This window comes from Edaphobacter sp. HDX4 (assembly GCF_036877565.1).
Lineage (GTDB): Bacteria > Acidobacteriota > Terriglobia > Terriglobales > Acidobacteriaceae > Edaphobacter.
This window is the reverse complement of the sequence record NZ_JAEDXW010000008.1, coordinates 37,502-54,714: the sequence shown is the minus strand read 5'-3', so window position 1 is coordinate 54,714 and position 17,213 is coordinate 37,502. Positions and strand designations below refer to the sequence as shown.

10 protein-coding genes are annotated in these 17,213 nt (G+C 52.3%); 2 read left to right on the top strand and 8 right to left on the bottom strand.

What is annotated here, in order from left to right; genetic code table 11:
* Nucleotides 1-927: 927 nt before the first annotated feature.
* Genes JAO29_RS09865 through JAO29_RS09840 form a run of 6 tightly spaced genes read right to left on the bottom strand, consistent with a single transcriptional unit; the run spans nucleotide 928 to nucleotide 10,327 of the window.
* The gene (locus tag JAO29_RS09865; protein WP_334268041.1) at nucleotides 928-2,964 is read right to left on the bottom strand and encodes a BatA and WFA domain-containing protein; all 2,037 of its coding nucleotides are present in this window, start codon (nucleotides 2,962-2,964) and stop codon (nucleotides 928-930) included.
* On the bottom strand, nucleotides 2,964-3,854 hold the full coding sequence (locus tag JAO29_RS09860; RefSeq protein ID WP_334268040.1) for a DUF58 domain-containing protein: 891 nt from the start codon (nucleotides 3,852-3,854) through the stop codon (nucleotides 2,964-2,966). Before JAO29_RS09860 ends, JAO29_RS09865 begins: the two co-directional genes overlap by 1 nt.
* Complete coding sequence (locus JAO29_RS09855; protein WP_334268039.1) at nucleotides 3,851-4,879, bottom strand: AAA family ATPase; 1,029 nt, start codon at nucleotides 4,877-4,879, stop codon at nucleotides 3,851-3,853. Before JAO29_RS09855 ends, JAO29_RS09860 begins: the two co-directional genes overlap by 4 nt.
* A gap of 11 nt (nucleotides 4,880-4,890) precedes the next feature.
* Nucleotides 4,891-7,077, bottom strand: coding sequence for a tetratricopeptide repeat protein (locus tag JAO29_RS09850; RefSeq protein ID WP_334268038.1), 2,187 nt, complete (start codon nucleotides 7,075-7,077; stop codon nucleotides 4,891-4,893).
* Nucleotides 7,078-7,082: 5 nt separating this feature from the next.
* Entirely contained in the window at nucleotides 7,083-8,048 is a 966-nt protein-coding gene (locus tag JAO29_RS09845) for a hypothetical protein (protein ID WP_334268037.1), read from the bottom strand.
* Nucleotides 8,045-10,327, bottom strand: a complete 2,283-nt coding sequence (locus JAO29_RS09840; protein WP_334268036.1) for a hypothetical protein — start codon at nucleotides 10,325-10,327, stop codon at nucleotides 8,045-8,047. The genes JAO29_RS09845 and JAO29_RS09840 overlap by 4 nt, the downstream gene beginning before the upstream one ends.
* Nucleotides 10,328-11,088: 761 nt before the next feature.
* Here JAO29_RS09840 and JAO29_RS09835 point away from each other — a divergent pair.
* Entirely contained in the window at nucleotides 11,089-11,919 is an 831-nt protein-coding gene (locus JAO29_RS09835) for a DUF4159 domain-containing protein (RefSeq protein WP_334268035.1), read from the top strand.
* A gap of 1,138 nt (nucleotides 11,920-13,057) precedes the next feature.
* Nucleotides 13,058-14,491 (top strand): hypothetical protein, encoded by a 1,434-nt coding sequence (locus JAO29_RS09830; protein ID WP_334268034.1) that lies wholly within the window; start codon nucleotides 13,058-13,060, stop codon nucleotides 14,489-14,491.
* A 50-nt stretch (nucleotides 14,492-14,541) separates the two neighbouring features.
* Here JAO29_RS09830 and JAO29_RS09825 read toward each other — a convergent pair whose 3' ends face one another.
* Together JAO29_RS09825 and JAO29_RS09820 are read right to left on the bottom strand one after the other, a co-directional pair.
* The gene (locus JAO29_RS09825) at nucleotides 14,542-14,865 is read right to left on the bottom strand and encodes a helix-turn-helix domain-containing protein (RefSeq protein WP_334268033.1); all 324 of its coding nucleotides are present in this window, start codon (nucleotides 14,863-14,865) and stop codon (nucleotides 14,542-14,544) included.
* A gap of 173 nt (nucleotides 14,866-15,038) precedes the next feature.
* Nucleotides 15,039-17,141: a right-handed parallel beta-helix repeat-containing protein gene (locus JAO29_RS09820; RefSeq protein ID WP_334268032.1), complete on the bottom strand. Its 2,103-nt coding sequence runs from the start codon at nucleotides 17,139-17,141 to the stop codon at nucleotides 15,039-15,041.
* Nucleotides 17,142-17,213: the final 72 nt, after the last annotated feature.

Genomic DNA, 17,213 nt, shown 5'->3' with positions numbered 1-17,213 from the left:
CTTCAATTGCGCGAAGGTCTCCTCCTTGCTCTTGGGTAGCCGATTCCATTCCAGTCCAACGGGGATACTGATAGGTGACGTGGATTTTTTTAATGGATGGGAGATCGACAACACGAACGTGGTAACGAGGTGAGATCAGAGGGCCAGCTTTCACATAGTAATCTACGTTCTCAGGCAAACCGGCAAATATGAACTGATAGTTTGCGGCCTCTCCCAGGTCTGGTTGTGCTTGCATATTGACTGATTCCCAAGCTTTAGCACTTTGATAACGCGCGAAGATTTGGACATTGCTGGGATGGAGACCCGCGATACGAGCTGAAATCAGCTGATTGCTGTTGCGTCTAACAGTCACATTGCCTGGCACTACCCTAAGGCTGTAGAGCGGGCTAGTGTTCTTGTGCTCGCCTGTCCATAGAAGCGCCGCTCCATACCCGACGAATCCAGGCCTTGTTGTGACCATCCACACCAGAGTGGCGAGACAGCCGAGTCCCACGCCTACGATTGCAAACAGGTGGTTATTGGGCGCAACGAAAGATGGCGGTGCATCCCTGGTGTGCTCCAGTGTGTCTGCCGCAAGTAATTCGAGGAAGCCGTCATCACCAGCCTTTTGACGATCGCGAAATGTGGTAAGCCGCTGCTCAAGACCTGAATATGTCGCTTCGGCCTGCCGGACTGCTTGATCAGGGGAAAGACGAAGTAACGGCAGGAGGATCGCGAGTGCCGCAGTAAATGCGAGAGCAAATATGAGAACGAACCGAGCGCTGTTTACCCCTCCGGCAGGAAACGCAAAATGATTCAGAATCAGGACGAGCGGTACGGTCGTCGCCAGAGCTGTGATGATCAGGACGGTACAACCCAGCAGCCATGTACGTAGGCGCAGCCTTCCAAGCAACTGCGAGATATAGGAGTTGAGCTCGCTTTGCTTGCTCATATTTCCTCCCGCTGCGTACTCAAGTAGGCGTTCGAGAGTAGTATCTCAGCGACTGCCACTACGAATGCAAGTAGCATAATGTACCACCAAAGGTCCACGTTGCGATATCTCGCGGCAGGTGTGACCCCCCTTTGAGGTCCGGGATGAGAATCGTTGCTCCGGGCCCATAAGCTCTCCATTTCAGGGGACATCGGAGTGAGATCAGATTCTCTGCGATCGGGGTTAACACCAAATTGGGCCTCTCGCCCATTTGCCGGGTGAATCTTATAGAAACCAGCCTGCGCCAATCGGAAAGTCTGGACCGTTCTGCCCTCGGTGAGGGAAAGCGGTCGACGTCCTTGAGGGTCGACAACTTCCACACGGGAGACCTCTCGACCGTTAGCAGCGGGGGAACGAAGCTGGACAAAAGAATCAACTATTCTTGAACCGCTGAGTTGTCCGGTGTCCGAAAGATACTCCGAAGTTTTATCTATGAAATGGACGAATACAGGCTGGAGAGGCAGATTGTTGGTGATATTGTCCAAGCCTGAGGAGAAAAGCAGGAGATGGCCATTCCCGATCTGCTTTGCCAATAACAGGGGGATGCCGTCGCTCAGTTTCGCCACAACACGGGCACCGGATGGGTCAACGGATGCGACGTACGATATCTTCGTCCCTGCCCACCCTCCGTTTCCGCGGCTCGGCTTGTTTTGTTCGACCGCAGGAAATGTGAAGTCGATCTGACCGACGTCTTCCCCACCTTGTGCTGAATAATCATGAACTTGCTGAAGTAAGCCGGGCCATAATGGGATATGTTTGCGGCGCTCAGCGTCGAGGCCAAGAGTAATGAGAACCCCGCCTCCGTTTGAGACGAACTGCTCAAGTGCGTGTTCGAAGGTGGAAGGGAGAGACGTTGAATCCGACAAGACGACGAAAGCAAATTTCGTAGGATCAATACTCGTGGTTTGATCGGCAGCGGCAGATTGCAGTACGTAACTACCACTTTTAGTGGCATTGAGGGCTGTTTCGAAATAGAGCGGAGATCGCTGGTCTGTGGGACTGTGAACGAAGAGAATCCGTTGCGGATCGATGCGGCGAATAACGAATCTCGCTACATCGTCTGCAGGCAGAGAATCGCTCCCTTCGATCCGAACCTCACAGTGATTGAAGCCGTAACTCACATGAAAAGGAGCGAATTCGACCGACGAACTGCCACCGGGAGGTATTGTGATCGTGCGGGTAACAGCAGTCTTCCCATTTACAAGTAAGGCGACAGTTTTCTCAGCGCTGGCAGTCGCAAAGCCCCTAATTACTGCTTTTACATGTGATACGGACTGGTTAGCGGGGTCCGCAACTTCGGCAGGTGCATCCGTGCTTTCAACTGTCCAATTGGGCGAAGGGGAATGCCCTGACACCGAATGAATGGTCAATCTCACTTTGTCAGGAAGCACGGCCTCAGCGAAATTGTCCGGCATTGCCGTACGTTGCACGTCACTGAACAGGTGAAGCTCTATCGCTCCAGATGACGAATCGCTCAGAGCGTGAACAGAACGGCTGAGATCGGCGAAACTCGCATAGCTATCTTCCACATGAATAGTGTTGAGGGCGGCGATTAGCTCAGCGGTATCGGAGGTTGGCGGCGTCAACAATTCCGAATGTCCTCCAAGCGCAATAATTTTCGCTGGCTGTGATCGCGGCTTGTTCTGCAGTGTCTCCAGAGCCTCTCTCTTTGCATCTGTGAACCGCGAACCCGCCTGCATGCTGAAAGACTTATCAACCACAACCAACAAGAGACTGTCTTTGGGGCTCGCTGATCGGCGAAGGAATGGATCTGCAAATGCAAGTATGACTAACAGCAGCAGGAGAAAACGAAGGGCGAAGAGGAGAAAGTGCTTGAGGCGCCGGTGTCGCGTAGAACTCTGGATGCCATGCTCGAAGAACATGAGAGAACTGACCGGTTGAGGTATCGTGGTGTGCTTCCGGAGTAGGTGCACAAAGATTGGTATTCCTAATCCAACGAGACCTACAAAAAACCATGGGTATAGGAAGCCCATCACGCGCCAGCCTTCCGCAGGGAGAGGTAATCGCGCAACATGCTGTCAAGAGGCTGATCCGTCGATATGAGCTGGTATTCGAGACGTGCAGCTAGTGCTCGTGACCGAAGATCATCGATGTGTGCCTGGAGCTTGTAGCGATAGCTCGAATTGATCGATTCAGGTACCACCTCCATCGTTTGCTCGGACTCAAGATCTACCAGAATGGCTGGACCTTTCATCACTGGCTGGAGTTCGTGTGGATCGAGAACGTGAAAGAGCACGACATCATTGCCTTTGAATCGAAGAGATTCGAGGGCGTGCACGATTACCTCAGGTGATTCGTAAAAATCAGAGATCACGATAACTATTCCGCGACGGTGCAGCTGTGCTCGGAAATGTTCGAGTGGCTTGGAAAAGTCTGTTCGCTCGCGCGGCTCGGCCTGTTCGAGTGCAGCGAACAGGCGCCGTAATTGGCCCGAACGTGTAGAAGGTTGTATGTAGTTTCGTACTTCGCTATCGAACACAATGAGTCCAGCGGAATCATGTTGGTTACGAATAGCTAGATAGAACAGGGATGCTGCGATGTAGCGTGCGTAGTCAGCCTTACTCGGTCTGCGTGACGTGAACTGCATTGAATTGCTGGCGTCTAGAAGGATCACGAGCTGCCCATTTGTCTCACCCTGATATCTCTTCAGATACAAGCGCTCCGTGCGTGCGAAGAGGTTCCAGTCGACATGGCGAAGGTCGTCGCCTGGCGAATAGGCGCGGTATTCAGCAAACTCCTGGCTGAATCCGAAATCGGGGGACCGGTGCAGCCCCGAGACGAAACCATCGACGACAGTTCTGGCCACAAGATCGAGCGAAGAGATGCTGGCTAATATCGCAGGATCGAGGAAGCGTTCCATCATGCCTCCTTCTTTGGAGGCAGATCGATCAGGAGACGCCTTAGGATTTCATCAGCATCGATTCGTTCAGATTCTGCATGAAAGTTGAGCAGTATGCGATGGCGCAACACAGGTATGGCCAATGAAAGTATGTCTTCGTAGGACACGTGATATCGCATTCGAGACAACGCTCGCGCTTTCGCGGCAAGAACGATAAATTGTGCAGCCCGGACGCTGCCCCCGTAGCTGACATACTTCTTTACGAAATCTGGAGCATTGTCGCTCTTGTGGCGAGTTGCGCGCACGAGATCGACTACGTAACGCGCGACGGAGTCTGCGATCGGAACCATCCTCACCAGCTGTTGAAAGTCTAAAAGTTCTTCGGCTGACGTTACGACAGTCATCTCTGCTGTATTTGTAGAGGTAGTCAAACTGAGGACCTTCAACTCGTCATCGGCGCTGAGGTAATCCAATCTTGCATTGAACAAGAAACGATCTAACTGTGCCTCAGGGAGGGGATATGTTCCCTCGAGTTCTATCGGATTCTGGGTGGCCAGTACGAAGAACGGCGCTGGTAGTGGATAGATGTGACCTCGCACGGTGCAGGAGCGTTCCTGCATCGCCTCGAGTAGTGCGGACTGAGTTTTGGGAGGGGTCCGGTTGATTTCGTCTGCAAGCAAAATATTGCCGAAGATAGGGCCTGGAACGAAGGTCCACTTGCGATGGCCGGTAGCAAAATCTTCTTCGATAATGTCCGTGCCAGTGATGTCGGAGGGCATTAAATCAGGCGTGAACTGAATTCGACGAAACTCGAGGCCAAGCGTCTCTGCTATAGTTCTGACCATGAGTGTCTTCGCAGTGCCCGGCATTCCTGTCATTAGACAATGGCCGCCAACAAACAGGGCTATCAAAATCTGATCGAGAACCTCCTCCTGACCCACAATGACGCGGTGGACCTGGCTGAGGATGCGTTCCCTTACGATGTGGAACCGCTCGACACGTCGCTGGAGTTGATTAGCATCTGAGCTGAGATCAGCAAACGTGGCCATCAAAGGGTGCCTCACTGTTTTTCGATTTGGTGTAATTCGAGCAGCAGTTTTTGTGCGGGGACATATCCCGGTGCGATTTCAAGTGCAGCGAGAATACTTTCCTCTGCTTCCTTCTTGTGCCCAGCAGCCAGATAGGCTCGCGCGAGAAGGAAGTTGAGGCCAGCTTTATCGACCGGATGGGATGCTATTGCGGAACTGTATTCTCTTGCGGCTTGCTCATAATGCTGCTGGTCAAACAGTAGATCTCCGAGATGGCGATGAAGATCAGCGTCATTCACCGGATAGACATAGTTAATCCTGACCAATGTCTCCGTTGCGCCAGACCTGTCCCCGCTCTGCTCTTCGATTGTGGCAAGACGTTTTAGCAGCGTCGGATCTTGCCCCCCCATACGTTCGTAAGCCGCCAGAACTCTGACCTCGGCCTGAACGTCATCCGAGGCGCGCTCAGCTTCTGCCAAAAACTCGTAGGCATTGCCTTCACCTATGTACTCCGGGTAGAGGTCGATTACAGCATTACCATCGTTGAGTACTGTTTTCCAATGTTGGTCTCGAGTTGCAGCGGCAAGTGCTCTAATACGAACTCGCCATTGATCCCAATTGGATGTTTCGGATCCATAGCGTTTCTCAATCCAAAGAAGATACTCACTGTCGAATTCCTCGGGCTTAAGGCCCAGATTATGGTTGACCACATCAGCTGTCGATTTAAGGTCGGCATATGCGTGAATCATGTCAAGGAGCTTAGTCTCTCCCCATCGCTGGCTGATGAAGTCGCAGATGCTGCCGGCCTGGAAGTAGGAGACGGCTACTTGTGAGGGATAGTCGGGATAGACGAAGCCGCGATCGAGTTTGAGGATTGGCAAGAGCCTCTTCTCTCGAATAGCGATCAGAACATCTGGAGTCGCTCGATTGGCCCACTCCACTGAACGTTGACCTTCCTCGTGGACCGCGAGACCTTCGGTGAACCACCGCGGCACATGATTCGCTGTTGCGCTAAGCACATAAACATGGCTCATTTCATGCCATAACGTACTAGCCCAATTGAAATCACCGGGTCTGCGGGCTGAAGGGCTGTCCATTGCAATCACCTGACCGAATGTCACTCCAAGCGCTCCCAGTCCAGGCATGCCCATGGTTCTGACGGCAAAGTCTTCGTGGTCTGGATACAGCTCAACCTGTACCAGCCCAGGCAACTTCATGATGTACTTTCGGTTATAGGTGGTGATGATCTGACGCAGCTCGTCTTGAAGGTACGGAAGCAATAGGTCCGATTCTGTGTTTTTCAATATAAGGACTGCATGGTCATCTCGAGTGGTGATATAGCTCTTGTAGCTGTCCAGCAGGCGAAGACTATTGACGGTCGCAGCATCGCGATATCCGTTGTCGTAGCTGATCTCGAGCTCTTTCCGTGCTTCCTCCCGCTGGCCGAGTCTCATCAGACCTATACCCAGTTTCGAGTGGGATGACCACAGTCGAGGTTCGACAGCGATGGCTTTCCGGTAATAGGCCACCGCATCGGTTTGTCTATAGTGCAGTTCCATTTGATGGGCGATCTGCGCATATGCAGATCCATAGCGTGGGTTGATTTCTTGTATCCGAGAGACCCACATCTCTGGCGAGTTTTCATTCAATAGCTCGTTAGCTGCAAGGACCGACATCGCATCCAGTGCATCGGGTTCGAGCGCGATAGCCTCCCGAGCCTCGGCGGATGCCCGGTCGCGTTCGTCGTTTTGTAGGGCAAGGTTTGCAGCAAGCTCATGTGCCATAGCGCGTTTCGGATCGAGGGCAAGCGCCTTTTCTACATAGAACGTTGCCTTACCATCGAAGCTCTCGGCAGAGATTATTGCAAGACCCAGGTAGGCATTCACGTTCGCAGGATCCCGATCTATAGCTTCGTGTAGTAAGTCTGCTGCCTCTCTATCGTTAAATCGTTCGTGTAACAGCATCGCCCAGCGGACTTTTGTTTCCGGATCTCCGGGCGCCCATCGGGCCGCTAGACGGAATTGTTCATTTGCCTGATCCCACTGCTCAAGGCCCCATAGCCCTTCGGCGCGAACGTTTGGTTGATTGCTTTGAGTCAACATCTGGAAGCATGACTGTGACTCCTTCTCTTGCCCATGTTTTCGGAACAACCAGCAATCTGCAGGCACGACAGCAGATGCGGTAGTGCTGAGCACGATAAACATGGCGAATTCAGGCATCCGTCTCATCGATCCAGCTCCTGCTGAACCCGTGCCAGCTGTAACAACAGCGTTGTAAGCTGCTTCTTGTACTCAGTCGAATCCATACCCGCTTTTTGGAATTTCAGCGCATCAATCTTCTGTTCGAGTTCTTCTTTCTTCCTGAGCAGCTCAACGTTAGCTGGATTGCTTGCAGACGGCCGGACGCTATCCAGTCGCACTAAGGTAAGACTCGCCAGCAAGGCTCCTTGACCGGTGCTCACATCACGAACTGGTTCAGAGTGTGAAACATCGGTGAAAACGGCATGCTCTGTCGCCAGCAGGTTCTGCTTCTTATAGAAATCATTCGTTTTGCCTGTGGCGTACATAAAAGCTTCCAATGCACTAATCGAGCCGCTTTTGTCCGTGTCTGCGGAAGGGTCCTGCAAGGCCTCAATCCAGTAACGAACGAAGACGGTGGCGCTTTTCTCCGTGCCTGATTTGGTTGCAGCGATGATGGCACGGCCCGGATGACGAAGTGGCGATACAGCGGCACCGCTGGCGCTCGATGTATCCACAATGAGTTGTCGGCCAGCTCGAATGCCGCTGCACATGTCCGCAATTTCTTCAGCGCTGACATCAGGACCGGGAAGGTTGAACTTGTAAATAGTGCCATCGAACGAACCGTGACCGATCAATATAAGGATGAAATCGTCTTGCGGGGTCGCGGAGCGAGAGATGATGGATAAGGCATCTTTCATCCGAGCCGCCGTTGCGTCCTGACCAGTGAGTTCATAAGACTGAACGTCCGTGTTCGAGGCCTTAGCGATTCTTGCGATATCCCTCGCCGCAGATGTGAAGCGTTGTTCATAATCGGCCTCACCACCAAGGCCAGAGACGATGAGGTAGTAGGTCGCTGCACGTGCGTGAAGTGATGGAGAAGATAAGGCGATCAGAAGAAGCCCAAAACCGCCTAGGTTGAACCGTCGCTTTCCTCGCCACAGCGACTTCATATAACTCCCCACTTACGTCGTAAGAGCCATTCTGCGATCAAAAGGCTGCTAAGCATGAGAAAGACAGCAGGCATATTCCAGAGTGGGTTTGTGGTACGGACCGAAATACCCGCCTCGGAGTACGAGATATTTTGTGGAAGATCTCCTATTGCGTTCGGCTCCCAATATCGGCCGCCGGTCTGGGAAGCCAGCTGTTGTAGTAACTCGCGATTCTGCTGGGTGCGGAAGTCTTCGGCGATACCGTCTTCTCGACGGAAGATTACGGTATCACGGCCAAGCTCTTGATGTGTCGCATTGTTTATGGCCGTGAGCTCTGCCAGATAGTCGCCAGGCTTCTCTGCATTCCAGCTCACTGTGTACTTTCCGGGATTCAGTTGAGAAGATGGCAGATCGATCAAGGCGTCGCTGCCTTCAGGACCAAGGATATGTGCGGCTACGTGTAGATCAACAGCTGGATTGAATTGCGCATCATAGACCTGAGCGCTTAGCTGTATTCTCCCTTCGTTTATTAGCAGCGAGGGTGACACTGACGCCATTACTGCTGTCGGGGAGTCGGCTACAAGCCAGCGGATCAACTGCTGCCAGAACAGGTCATGCGACGGATCTCCTAACGGCTCGCCCATCTGCCAACGCCATGTTCCTCCAGTTGCAAGCACAGCGGTGCGTCCGTGACCGTAGCTCTGCGTGACAAGCAAGGGGAGCTCGCGTCGTCCAGTGTTCATCTGAAGAAGCACAACAGCGCCTGGCTTAGGTGAGCCGGCGTTCTGGAAATCCGCCAAATACGTCAGTCTTTTCCAGCGCTGAGCATTCTCTATGGGATCATCGCGCAGGCGCGTAATCGCTGAGTCCGCCCCGATCGCTGTAAGCTCAACGGTAGCCGCATTTCGATGGAAGCTGTCACGTTCCGAGGGTAGGGAGGTAGGCAGCAACTCGCTGATGTTGGATGTTCCCCAGCCACCTTCGCTGAGTGACATTCTCCCCCCAAGAAATAGGATGCCTCCACCTCTTCGGTCGGCATACTCTCGCAGCAGTTCGCGTTGCATTGGCGAAAAGTAATTCGCGTCAATCGATCCGATGATAATAGCGGAGTAACCAAACAGGTCTTCTGGACGTGTGGGGAACCCGTCGGCGAGTTCGCCTGGACCGCTAACGCCCTGCCGGTATATTTTGTTCTCGCTTGTCCTCAACATCGAAATCAGTTGTATGGTTGGATCTTCTTCTTCGGCCCGCCTAATAAACTTGAACTCCCATCGCGGTTCCCCCTCGACATACAAGACTCGTCGTTTGCTTGCGTTCACTAGAAGCGATCGCGTTACCGCGTTATTTTTGAGGTTTTCCTCTCCTTGCAAAGTGTCGATTGTGAACCGGAGATCTCTAATTCCAGCGATACCGGCAGAGAAGAAAAGTGGTTCTGTCTGAAGTACTCCGTCTGGAGCCAGCTTTACCGTGCGCCTGGCGAGATACCCCTCTCCATCCCAGATGGTGATAGCTGCCGATTGGCCAGCAAACCCATGTTGCATAAAGCTTAGGTCGGCAGATAAGCGAGAGTGGAGGACAGCCGTAGAGGGGAGACTGATGTTCTCTAATTCAATGTCGTGGGATATCTGTAGTCGTCCGAAGCCGATCGTGTGCACTGGTAGTTTGCGATTCTGAAGCGCCCGCAGCGTGTCAAGTGCGATTCCAGATTCGCCTATTTCGGCCGAATTCTGGCCTCCATCGCTCAGCAGAAGCAGCGCTCCGATCGGCAGATTGCTTGTGTCTTCGACAAGTTTTTTCAGGCCGCCATTGATGTTGGTAGCCGGATCTTGAGGCTGGAGATCTGGAAGATTGTCGACCCGAGAGACGCTGTTTCCTAAACGGTAGAGCCGTACCTGAAATTTCTTTCGGATCTCGGGGAGAAGGTCCTTCTCAAGAAGCGAGAGCGCGACCGATTCACGTGTTTTTCCATCGCTGTCCCGTGATGCCATGCTTCGAGAGTTATCGATGACTACAGCGATAATGTTTTGCTGGGAGGTGAGTGCCGCAACCAACATCGCCGGTTGCCATAAGAGGATAAGAATGAGGGCAAGGAAGGTAGATTGCATCCCCCAAAGTGCCCAGACCCTCCATGTCCTAAGCTTGAGCGCAAGGCTTGAAAAGCGGCGGTAGGTCAGCCACCCCAGTGCTGCTATCAGCAGAATTATCGATGAGGCAAGCAACCAGACAGGCCACGCCGAGAGAAGCACGAAGTGTCCCTTCGTGAAGACCGGCGGCGGATATTTGAACAAGAATTCAAACATGCCTGTTGCACCTAAGGTTTCTTACTGTGTCATGTCATGGATGATGAATCAAGTCCCACTCGAAAGGAAAATCAGTTCAGCCACATACGGGTTAGCCCATCATCTACCGGTCACAACCAGTGACCGAGCCCGTGATGTGGCAGATGAGATTAGCAGCCTTCCCTCATGTTCCGGACGCACTTCAATCCGGCAGCGGCCCTCTTTATGTCTGTAATCGAGTTCGTGTCGTGTACAGATCCAGCACTAGGTGCAAGTTGTTACCGGGGTCGGGGTCAGCATTGCGGGGCCTATGCGTGCGGTCCGCACTGTCGGCAAGATAAGACAGGTGCAACTGCAGTTCTCTAGAGCTTCATCAGAACCCTCCTAGTGCGGTGGGGTGATGAGGAGACTATCAGAAAGCTTTGCCTCCGTTCTTTCTGATCGATGACCGAAGGAATGATAGCCACATCTGGATTACCGGGAAGTTGCTCTTAAGCAATAACTTCGGCGCGGCACGAAACTCTCAAACAGGATCGAGGACGCGTATCCGATATATATTCATTTGCCCTGGAAATTACCAGGAGCTCAAGGGTAAGAACACCTCGAAAATGAGAGAGACGGTGGCCGCATCCTGCTTCGGACGCCGCCTGTTGAATTCATGGCTGCTATGCCCCCGGGCTCTCTTTTTCACTGTCCTGTGATGTTCAGCAGTACGTCGATTGGGCTATAAAGCACCTGTTTCTCCATAGCTGATCTACAATCCAAACGGCGAGGCTATCACAATGAAACATCTGCGAAAGAGGGTCAGCTATTTTGTTTTTCTGATCGGACTTCTAGCAGGCGGCCTCTTGGCGCAGCGGAGCTTTCGAGAATATCCCTCGGTTGAGTATGGCTCGCATCTCCCTCTTCCTTCCGATTGGAATCGTTCGGGTGAGTGGACGTTTGCCCGGCTGATGTTTCCTCCGGGGCCTCTGGATGGTTATCGCGGACGTTTTGACGGACCATGGCAGCAGGGACTCTCATTGTGGACCCAGGATTATCCGCGCGCAGATCGCGCTATGGCCAATGCAGTTCGTCGCCTTACTAACATTGACGCTCGATCCGTTGAGCAGCCCGTTAATCTTGACGACGGCGATGAGATCTATAACTGGCCATGGATATATGCAGTACAGGTAGGCGAATGGGGCTTGACCGAGAAGCAGGCGAAGAAGTTGCGCGATTATCTGTTGCGCGGCGGCTTCTTCATGGCGGACGACTGCCATGGTTCTCAAGAGCAGGCCTACTTCGAAAAGACGATGAAAATGGTATTCCCCGAACGGGACCTTGTGGATATCCCAAATGACGACCCTATCTTCCATACCTTTTTCGATCTCGAAGATCGTTTTCAAGTTCCAGGAGCCGAGCATTTGGGTACTGGGCATAAGAAAGATGGATATATAGCTCACTGGAAGGGAATTTATGACGACAAGCATAGAGTGATGGTGGCGTTTTCGCTAAACTCCGACCTCGGGGATTCCTGGGAGTTTTTGGACGACTCGCGGTATCCCTCCCGCTTTTCAGTGCTTGGTACAGAGATTGGTGTGAACTATGTTATCTATGCGATGACCCATTAGAGCCCTTCGTATACGTATTTGGAAATACTCACCGCTCGGGAATTCCAAGCCCTCTCTGATTCGTAGCGAAACTTCGTGGAATTGCTGATTTGGAGCAACGCTTAGCGCGTTTCTGCAGTTAGCGAGCTGCGGCTCATCGCGTAGGACTACCCTCGACAGCATCGACTTCTGCTGCAGGTCGCTGGCGCACATGCGAATACATTGTCAGGTGGGTTGCTTTTGCGCAGTCTATCGTTCAGAGACCGATTGTTGGTCTGTACGCGGCAGTCGGTATGGTGTCTTTCATCGCAACGGCTTACGAGATATCTCTGGCTATCCTGGTTCCCGTTGCGGAAGCTTACGGTGGAAACAGCTTTAAAATCCCCCGCACTCATAGGCGCTGCTGTTGCGTATGCCGTCCCAGGTGATGCTTCCGCGCGGCGATCAGCGCCTTCACAGCATTCGTCCGCTTGCTGAAAACAATAAAACCAGCTGCTTCCATCCAATCGCAAGTGAGTGAATTTCCCCTCTAAGGTTTCGTCATCGTGATTCCTCGCGGTCTGAATCCCAGGCGAATTTCTTTCGCCCGCCGAAACTTCTGTTAGCAGTTCGAACTTTTGAAGCTCTGGAAGGTAAAAACTTCCCGCCTCCTTGTCGACGGCTTAACGATGCTGTTGGCTGGGCTGAGGTTGGCTAGCGCGACAAGTTTGGGTGTGCAATTGCATGCGCATTAGTGGCAATCAATTGCACATCCAATTTGACCGTTGGCTGCGATGCTCCTGTGGCTCGCAGTTTCAATCAACGGTTGTTGACAAGGGCCCCCCACACATGGTTTACGCCGAGTTCCATCCAACCAAGAAAGCTTCAATCTGTGAAGAACTTACTCCCCGCACGAGCTTCGAAACGACTCCGTTTTGCTCTCCTTTCAACAGTCACATTATCCATTCTAGGACCCACCGAGTTGGTGCTTCCTGTCCACTCCTTTGCGGCTAAGGGGCGCAGGAGCCCTTCGAAGACAACCACTTCCTCCACTCCCGCTCAATCGACGTCCACCCCTACCTCAAGCCCGTCGGCACCTCCACCATCCTCGCCTCAAACTACCACCCCTTCGACGAACCCAGCGAACTTCTCATTAACCGGCCTTCAGAGTCCTGCTACTGTGACGGAATCGATCTTTGTCTCTGCCAACGCGCTTTCTGCGGGGGCGACGGTCTCCTACTTCATAGACAATGTGCTTCAGTCGACAGAGAGCACTTCGCCGTTTTGGATGGGAGGAGTGTCTGGATCCACTCCTCGAGGATTCAATGTTAACGGGATCGGAAGTGGCACACACATTCTGCGGGCCACTGCAACTTTATCTGACGGAACCACCGTTTCCTCAAATGATGTCACTCTGAACATTGTTCCTTCCGTCAATCCGCAGTTCAGCGGCGCACTGACTCCTTATGCGAATCAGCCAACAGCTCAGCAGGCCACCCCTAGCGCCGTTCTCACTAAAGTCGCAACGTCCGGGGCGTCTCTGTCTTCTACAGAACAGAGTGCACGACAGGCGGTGCTCGTAATGTATCTCAATTGGGGTATCGATCCTTCTTTGGATTCAGGCAACGACGAGTCAAACGTCCTGGCGAGTCTCGAGCCCAAAGGTTGGAAGGCTCCCGCGGCCTCAGTAGCGGCGAATTCTAACCTCAGCATGTCATTCTCTCCGGATTCGCCGTATTACCACGCAATTCCAGCCGCTTGGGCCAAGGTTCAATTACCGAGTGGCTACATTCAGCAACTGCAGATGAATGCGGCTCATGGAGGAGACGGGATCGGGTACGGAGAAACCGTTGCCGCATCTTCCGATCCGCAGCTGACCGTCACAAGCCAGTGGTATTCCGACAGAAGTACTCTTCGAACCTTTCCTTTTCACATGACTCGAGGCTGGACTAGCAGCCTGCCCAGTCTTCCTGAAGGCGATAGCCATGTGATCTTTGTGGATCCAGCAACAAACACGTTTGTTAGCACCTACAAGACCACACTCAATTCGCAGACCGGCGGTCCCAACGCACTGTATGCCAGCAATCCCACTTCGTTCAATTCGCTTGGAGACTCGGGCGGTTCAACAGCGGCGAAATTCGCTGAGCTGCCGGTTATGATTCAGCCCGGAGAAGCAACAAATCCCGCACAACCTATCAAGCACGCCATCGGGGGCCCCGTGGAGCGAACATGGGGAGCTCGCGTCTATCCTGCAACTGCTCGTGATGCCGGTATGATGACGAGCACCAACTCATGTTCGAACAGCGGATATACCAACACTGGCCTCGTGCCATATGGTGGTGTAATCCAACTGGATCCTAAACTGGACCTCACCAAGCTGTCACTCTCTCTTCCTGCTCTCCGAATCCTCCAAGCCATGCAGACCTATGGCTATTACGTGATGGATTTCGGGTGCGGAGATATGGACATCTACTCGGCTATCTCAGAGTCGGAAGTGGAACCGTATGGAGGCATGTACGGCAACGTGAACGGTCCTGGAGTCCAGAACGAGGTGCAGCGAGTCATTTCGACGAGTGACCTCTATGTCGTGGCGCCGCTAATCAAAAAGCAGTAAAACTGAAGGGGCAAGGTGGTGATGTTTCACATTGCCCCTTCAGTTGTTCTTCAAATGTCCTTCAAGAGCATTGAGAGCGATACATCCATCCCCAACGCAATTACCTCAAGAGTAGGTAGTGATATTGCCTTGCGGCCGCGTTCAACATCGGAAATATAACTACGGTCGATTCCGAAGGCGATTGCCATCTCGAGCTGGGTCATGTTGCGAGATCTCCGAAGCTCTCGAAGGCGAGCACCAAAACGGCTGCTTATATCCGCGGATGAGTAACTGCTGTTGCGCTGCAGTTGAGAAAACCTAGTGAAATCGTGCGAAGCCACATACCCGCTCGATCGAGAAGGTTGACCTGGCAGAAGTCGATCATTAGCTATCATGCTCTTTACCTTATGGAGGAAAATGAGCCCTTGAAGATAACCCGAATGTACTCAGAAGCACCGGATGAATCCGTTTAGTGTCATTGTCTCTTACGATGAGACTTTATACCGTGTAAAGGCATGTTCCAGTAAAATTTCCATCTAGTCTCGCCATTTTATCTTGGAAGTTATCCCTAGGGAAGAAGATTGTGAGCACCTTGGCTAGGAGAGTTGCTGGTGGTGGCATAGTTAGGCTGCAGCGGAACATTTACGACCCAATTCCTGCCCGTACCGTCCGGCACGAGATTTCCATGAGAGCTTATGTAGCTCGATGCCTCGGAAATTGTTGCGCATGTTCCTCCAATACTTTGCAATGTTGCAAATAACTGCTGCCATTGTGCAAGAGTGAACTCATCATAGCCATGAGAGTAAACGGACAAAACACCACCTGCAGCTCCTAATCCTTCTGTGAGGGTTCCAATGGACGCATCGGGCTTGGTCGCATCGTACCCATCGGGAAGCCACTCTGCGCCGATGTTGTAAACATCGAGTCCCGAGAGCAGCCAATTGCCATTAGGTGTGTATTTCGGCGTGAAGATACCGTTTCTATTCGCCAGAACACCAGCTGAGTGCATTTGACTCTCAGCGGTGATGCTTGATGAGGTAAACGGTGTAGCGAACGCTTTGACCACATACCCGGGGATATTCGCCTGAATGTCTGCGATAGATCCATTAATCTCAAAGTTTAGGAACCCCGCACTCGCTTGAGCGACATATGGAGATTTTATATTGACCTGTGACACATCCGCCAGCATGAGCGGCGTGAAGTAGTTCTGATTGTCTTGGATCACACAGCTGTAGGAGGAATTTGCGTTAATTTGTGTGCATACATTCAGCATGCTGTTGTATGAATCGAGTAACGGCACTGTCAGATCTGGTGTAGTCAGACCGTTTAGATAGGTGGTCACGGTGCCGGCTGCCTGGTTGATAGTCATCGTCGCCGAAGTCGCCGAACCTAGATACTTCATCGTGAATACATTGTTGTTTGCTATGTCGGCGTGGCTTCGAGTATGCGCGACGATTTCGTTTCCAGCAGCCGCCAGAGCTGCAATTCGTGTCCAATTTGCGGGTGTCACCAGTTTTGTATTAAGCGCATAACTGATATGGCATCCATAATTCGAGGCTAATGCAGCTACGTCCTCAGCGACTCCGAGGTTGTTGTAGTCATCTATGAAAGGAAGTATAAACATTGGCGCTGCGCGTGTCTGAAACCGCGGACTCGTATAGATATTGGTCCCGAGATCAGTAATCCCTACGTAGCTATAAGTTTTGGGATCGTAAGGGTTGGGAAGAAGCACGGAGTTGCCAACCTGCAGAGGATACGAACTCCAGTTCGAGATCGTATTCCAAGTGGCCGCGCTCGTCGAATTTCCTGTGATGGTTGAACTATCTATCGTGCTTGGACCTGATGTGCCATAGATCTCGATTGCATCATCATAATTCCCGCTCAAAATCGAATTGCTGATGCTTATTCCGCCGCCGCCACCCACTCCGATCCCTGTGGCGTTGTATAGTCCCTTACTGTTCGTTATAGAAGGAGACCCCGAATCTACCCGAAAGCCTTCATAAGGGGACCCCTGCCAGACAATATCGTCAAAAATTTGATAACCGGTAACCCCGCCAGCAACGTATACAGCTGTATATGTCGCATTCACAAATGCGAGATTCTTTACTGTGATATTTCCTATGTTCTGTATTAGAAGTCCACGATCACGCTGTGTCACCTCAACGCCTGGCGCACTGTAAGCTGAGGATGGATTAGATGCGGAATAGACGTAGAGCCTACCCGAACTATATGCCCACTGTCTTGGAGCGATTATGGATGCACTGGATGAAACCTGGTGGCCGAGTACCGTGTTGAACCAAACTTGGGTGGGTTGATAGCCTCCTAACAGATAAGACCATATATTCGCGGAGTTTTGCGTCCATCCACTGGTAACCAGATTTGCTCCTGTGATCACCGGCCGACCGCCACTTCCGTATGCGCCGAACGACAGCCCGCTTGCCTTGGGCGTTAACATCTCGCGCCATGTGCCGCCCCGTAGAAACAGAATCTGATCGCCGGAGCTGAAGGTGAAGTTGTTTACCTTGGCAACTGTCTTCCAGGGCTGCGTGGTAGATGTGCCAGGGGAAGAATCACTGCCCGTCGGACTTACATAGTACGTCGTTGCGCCAGACGCGACGGCACTTCCCAAGGCAAGCAGTGACAACGAAAGCAGGCTGTGTATCTTAATCATCGGAATATCCTCTCGCTATAGGTAACCATCTGTATGGTTACTTGTAGTGCGCTAGTGCAGTGGAGATGCAGC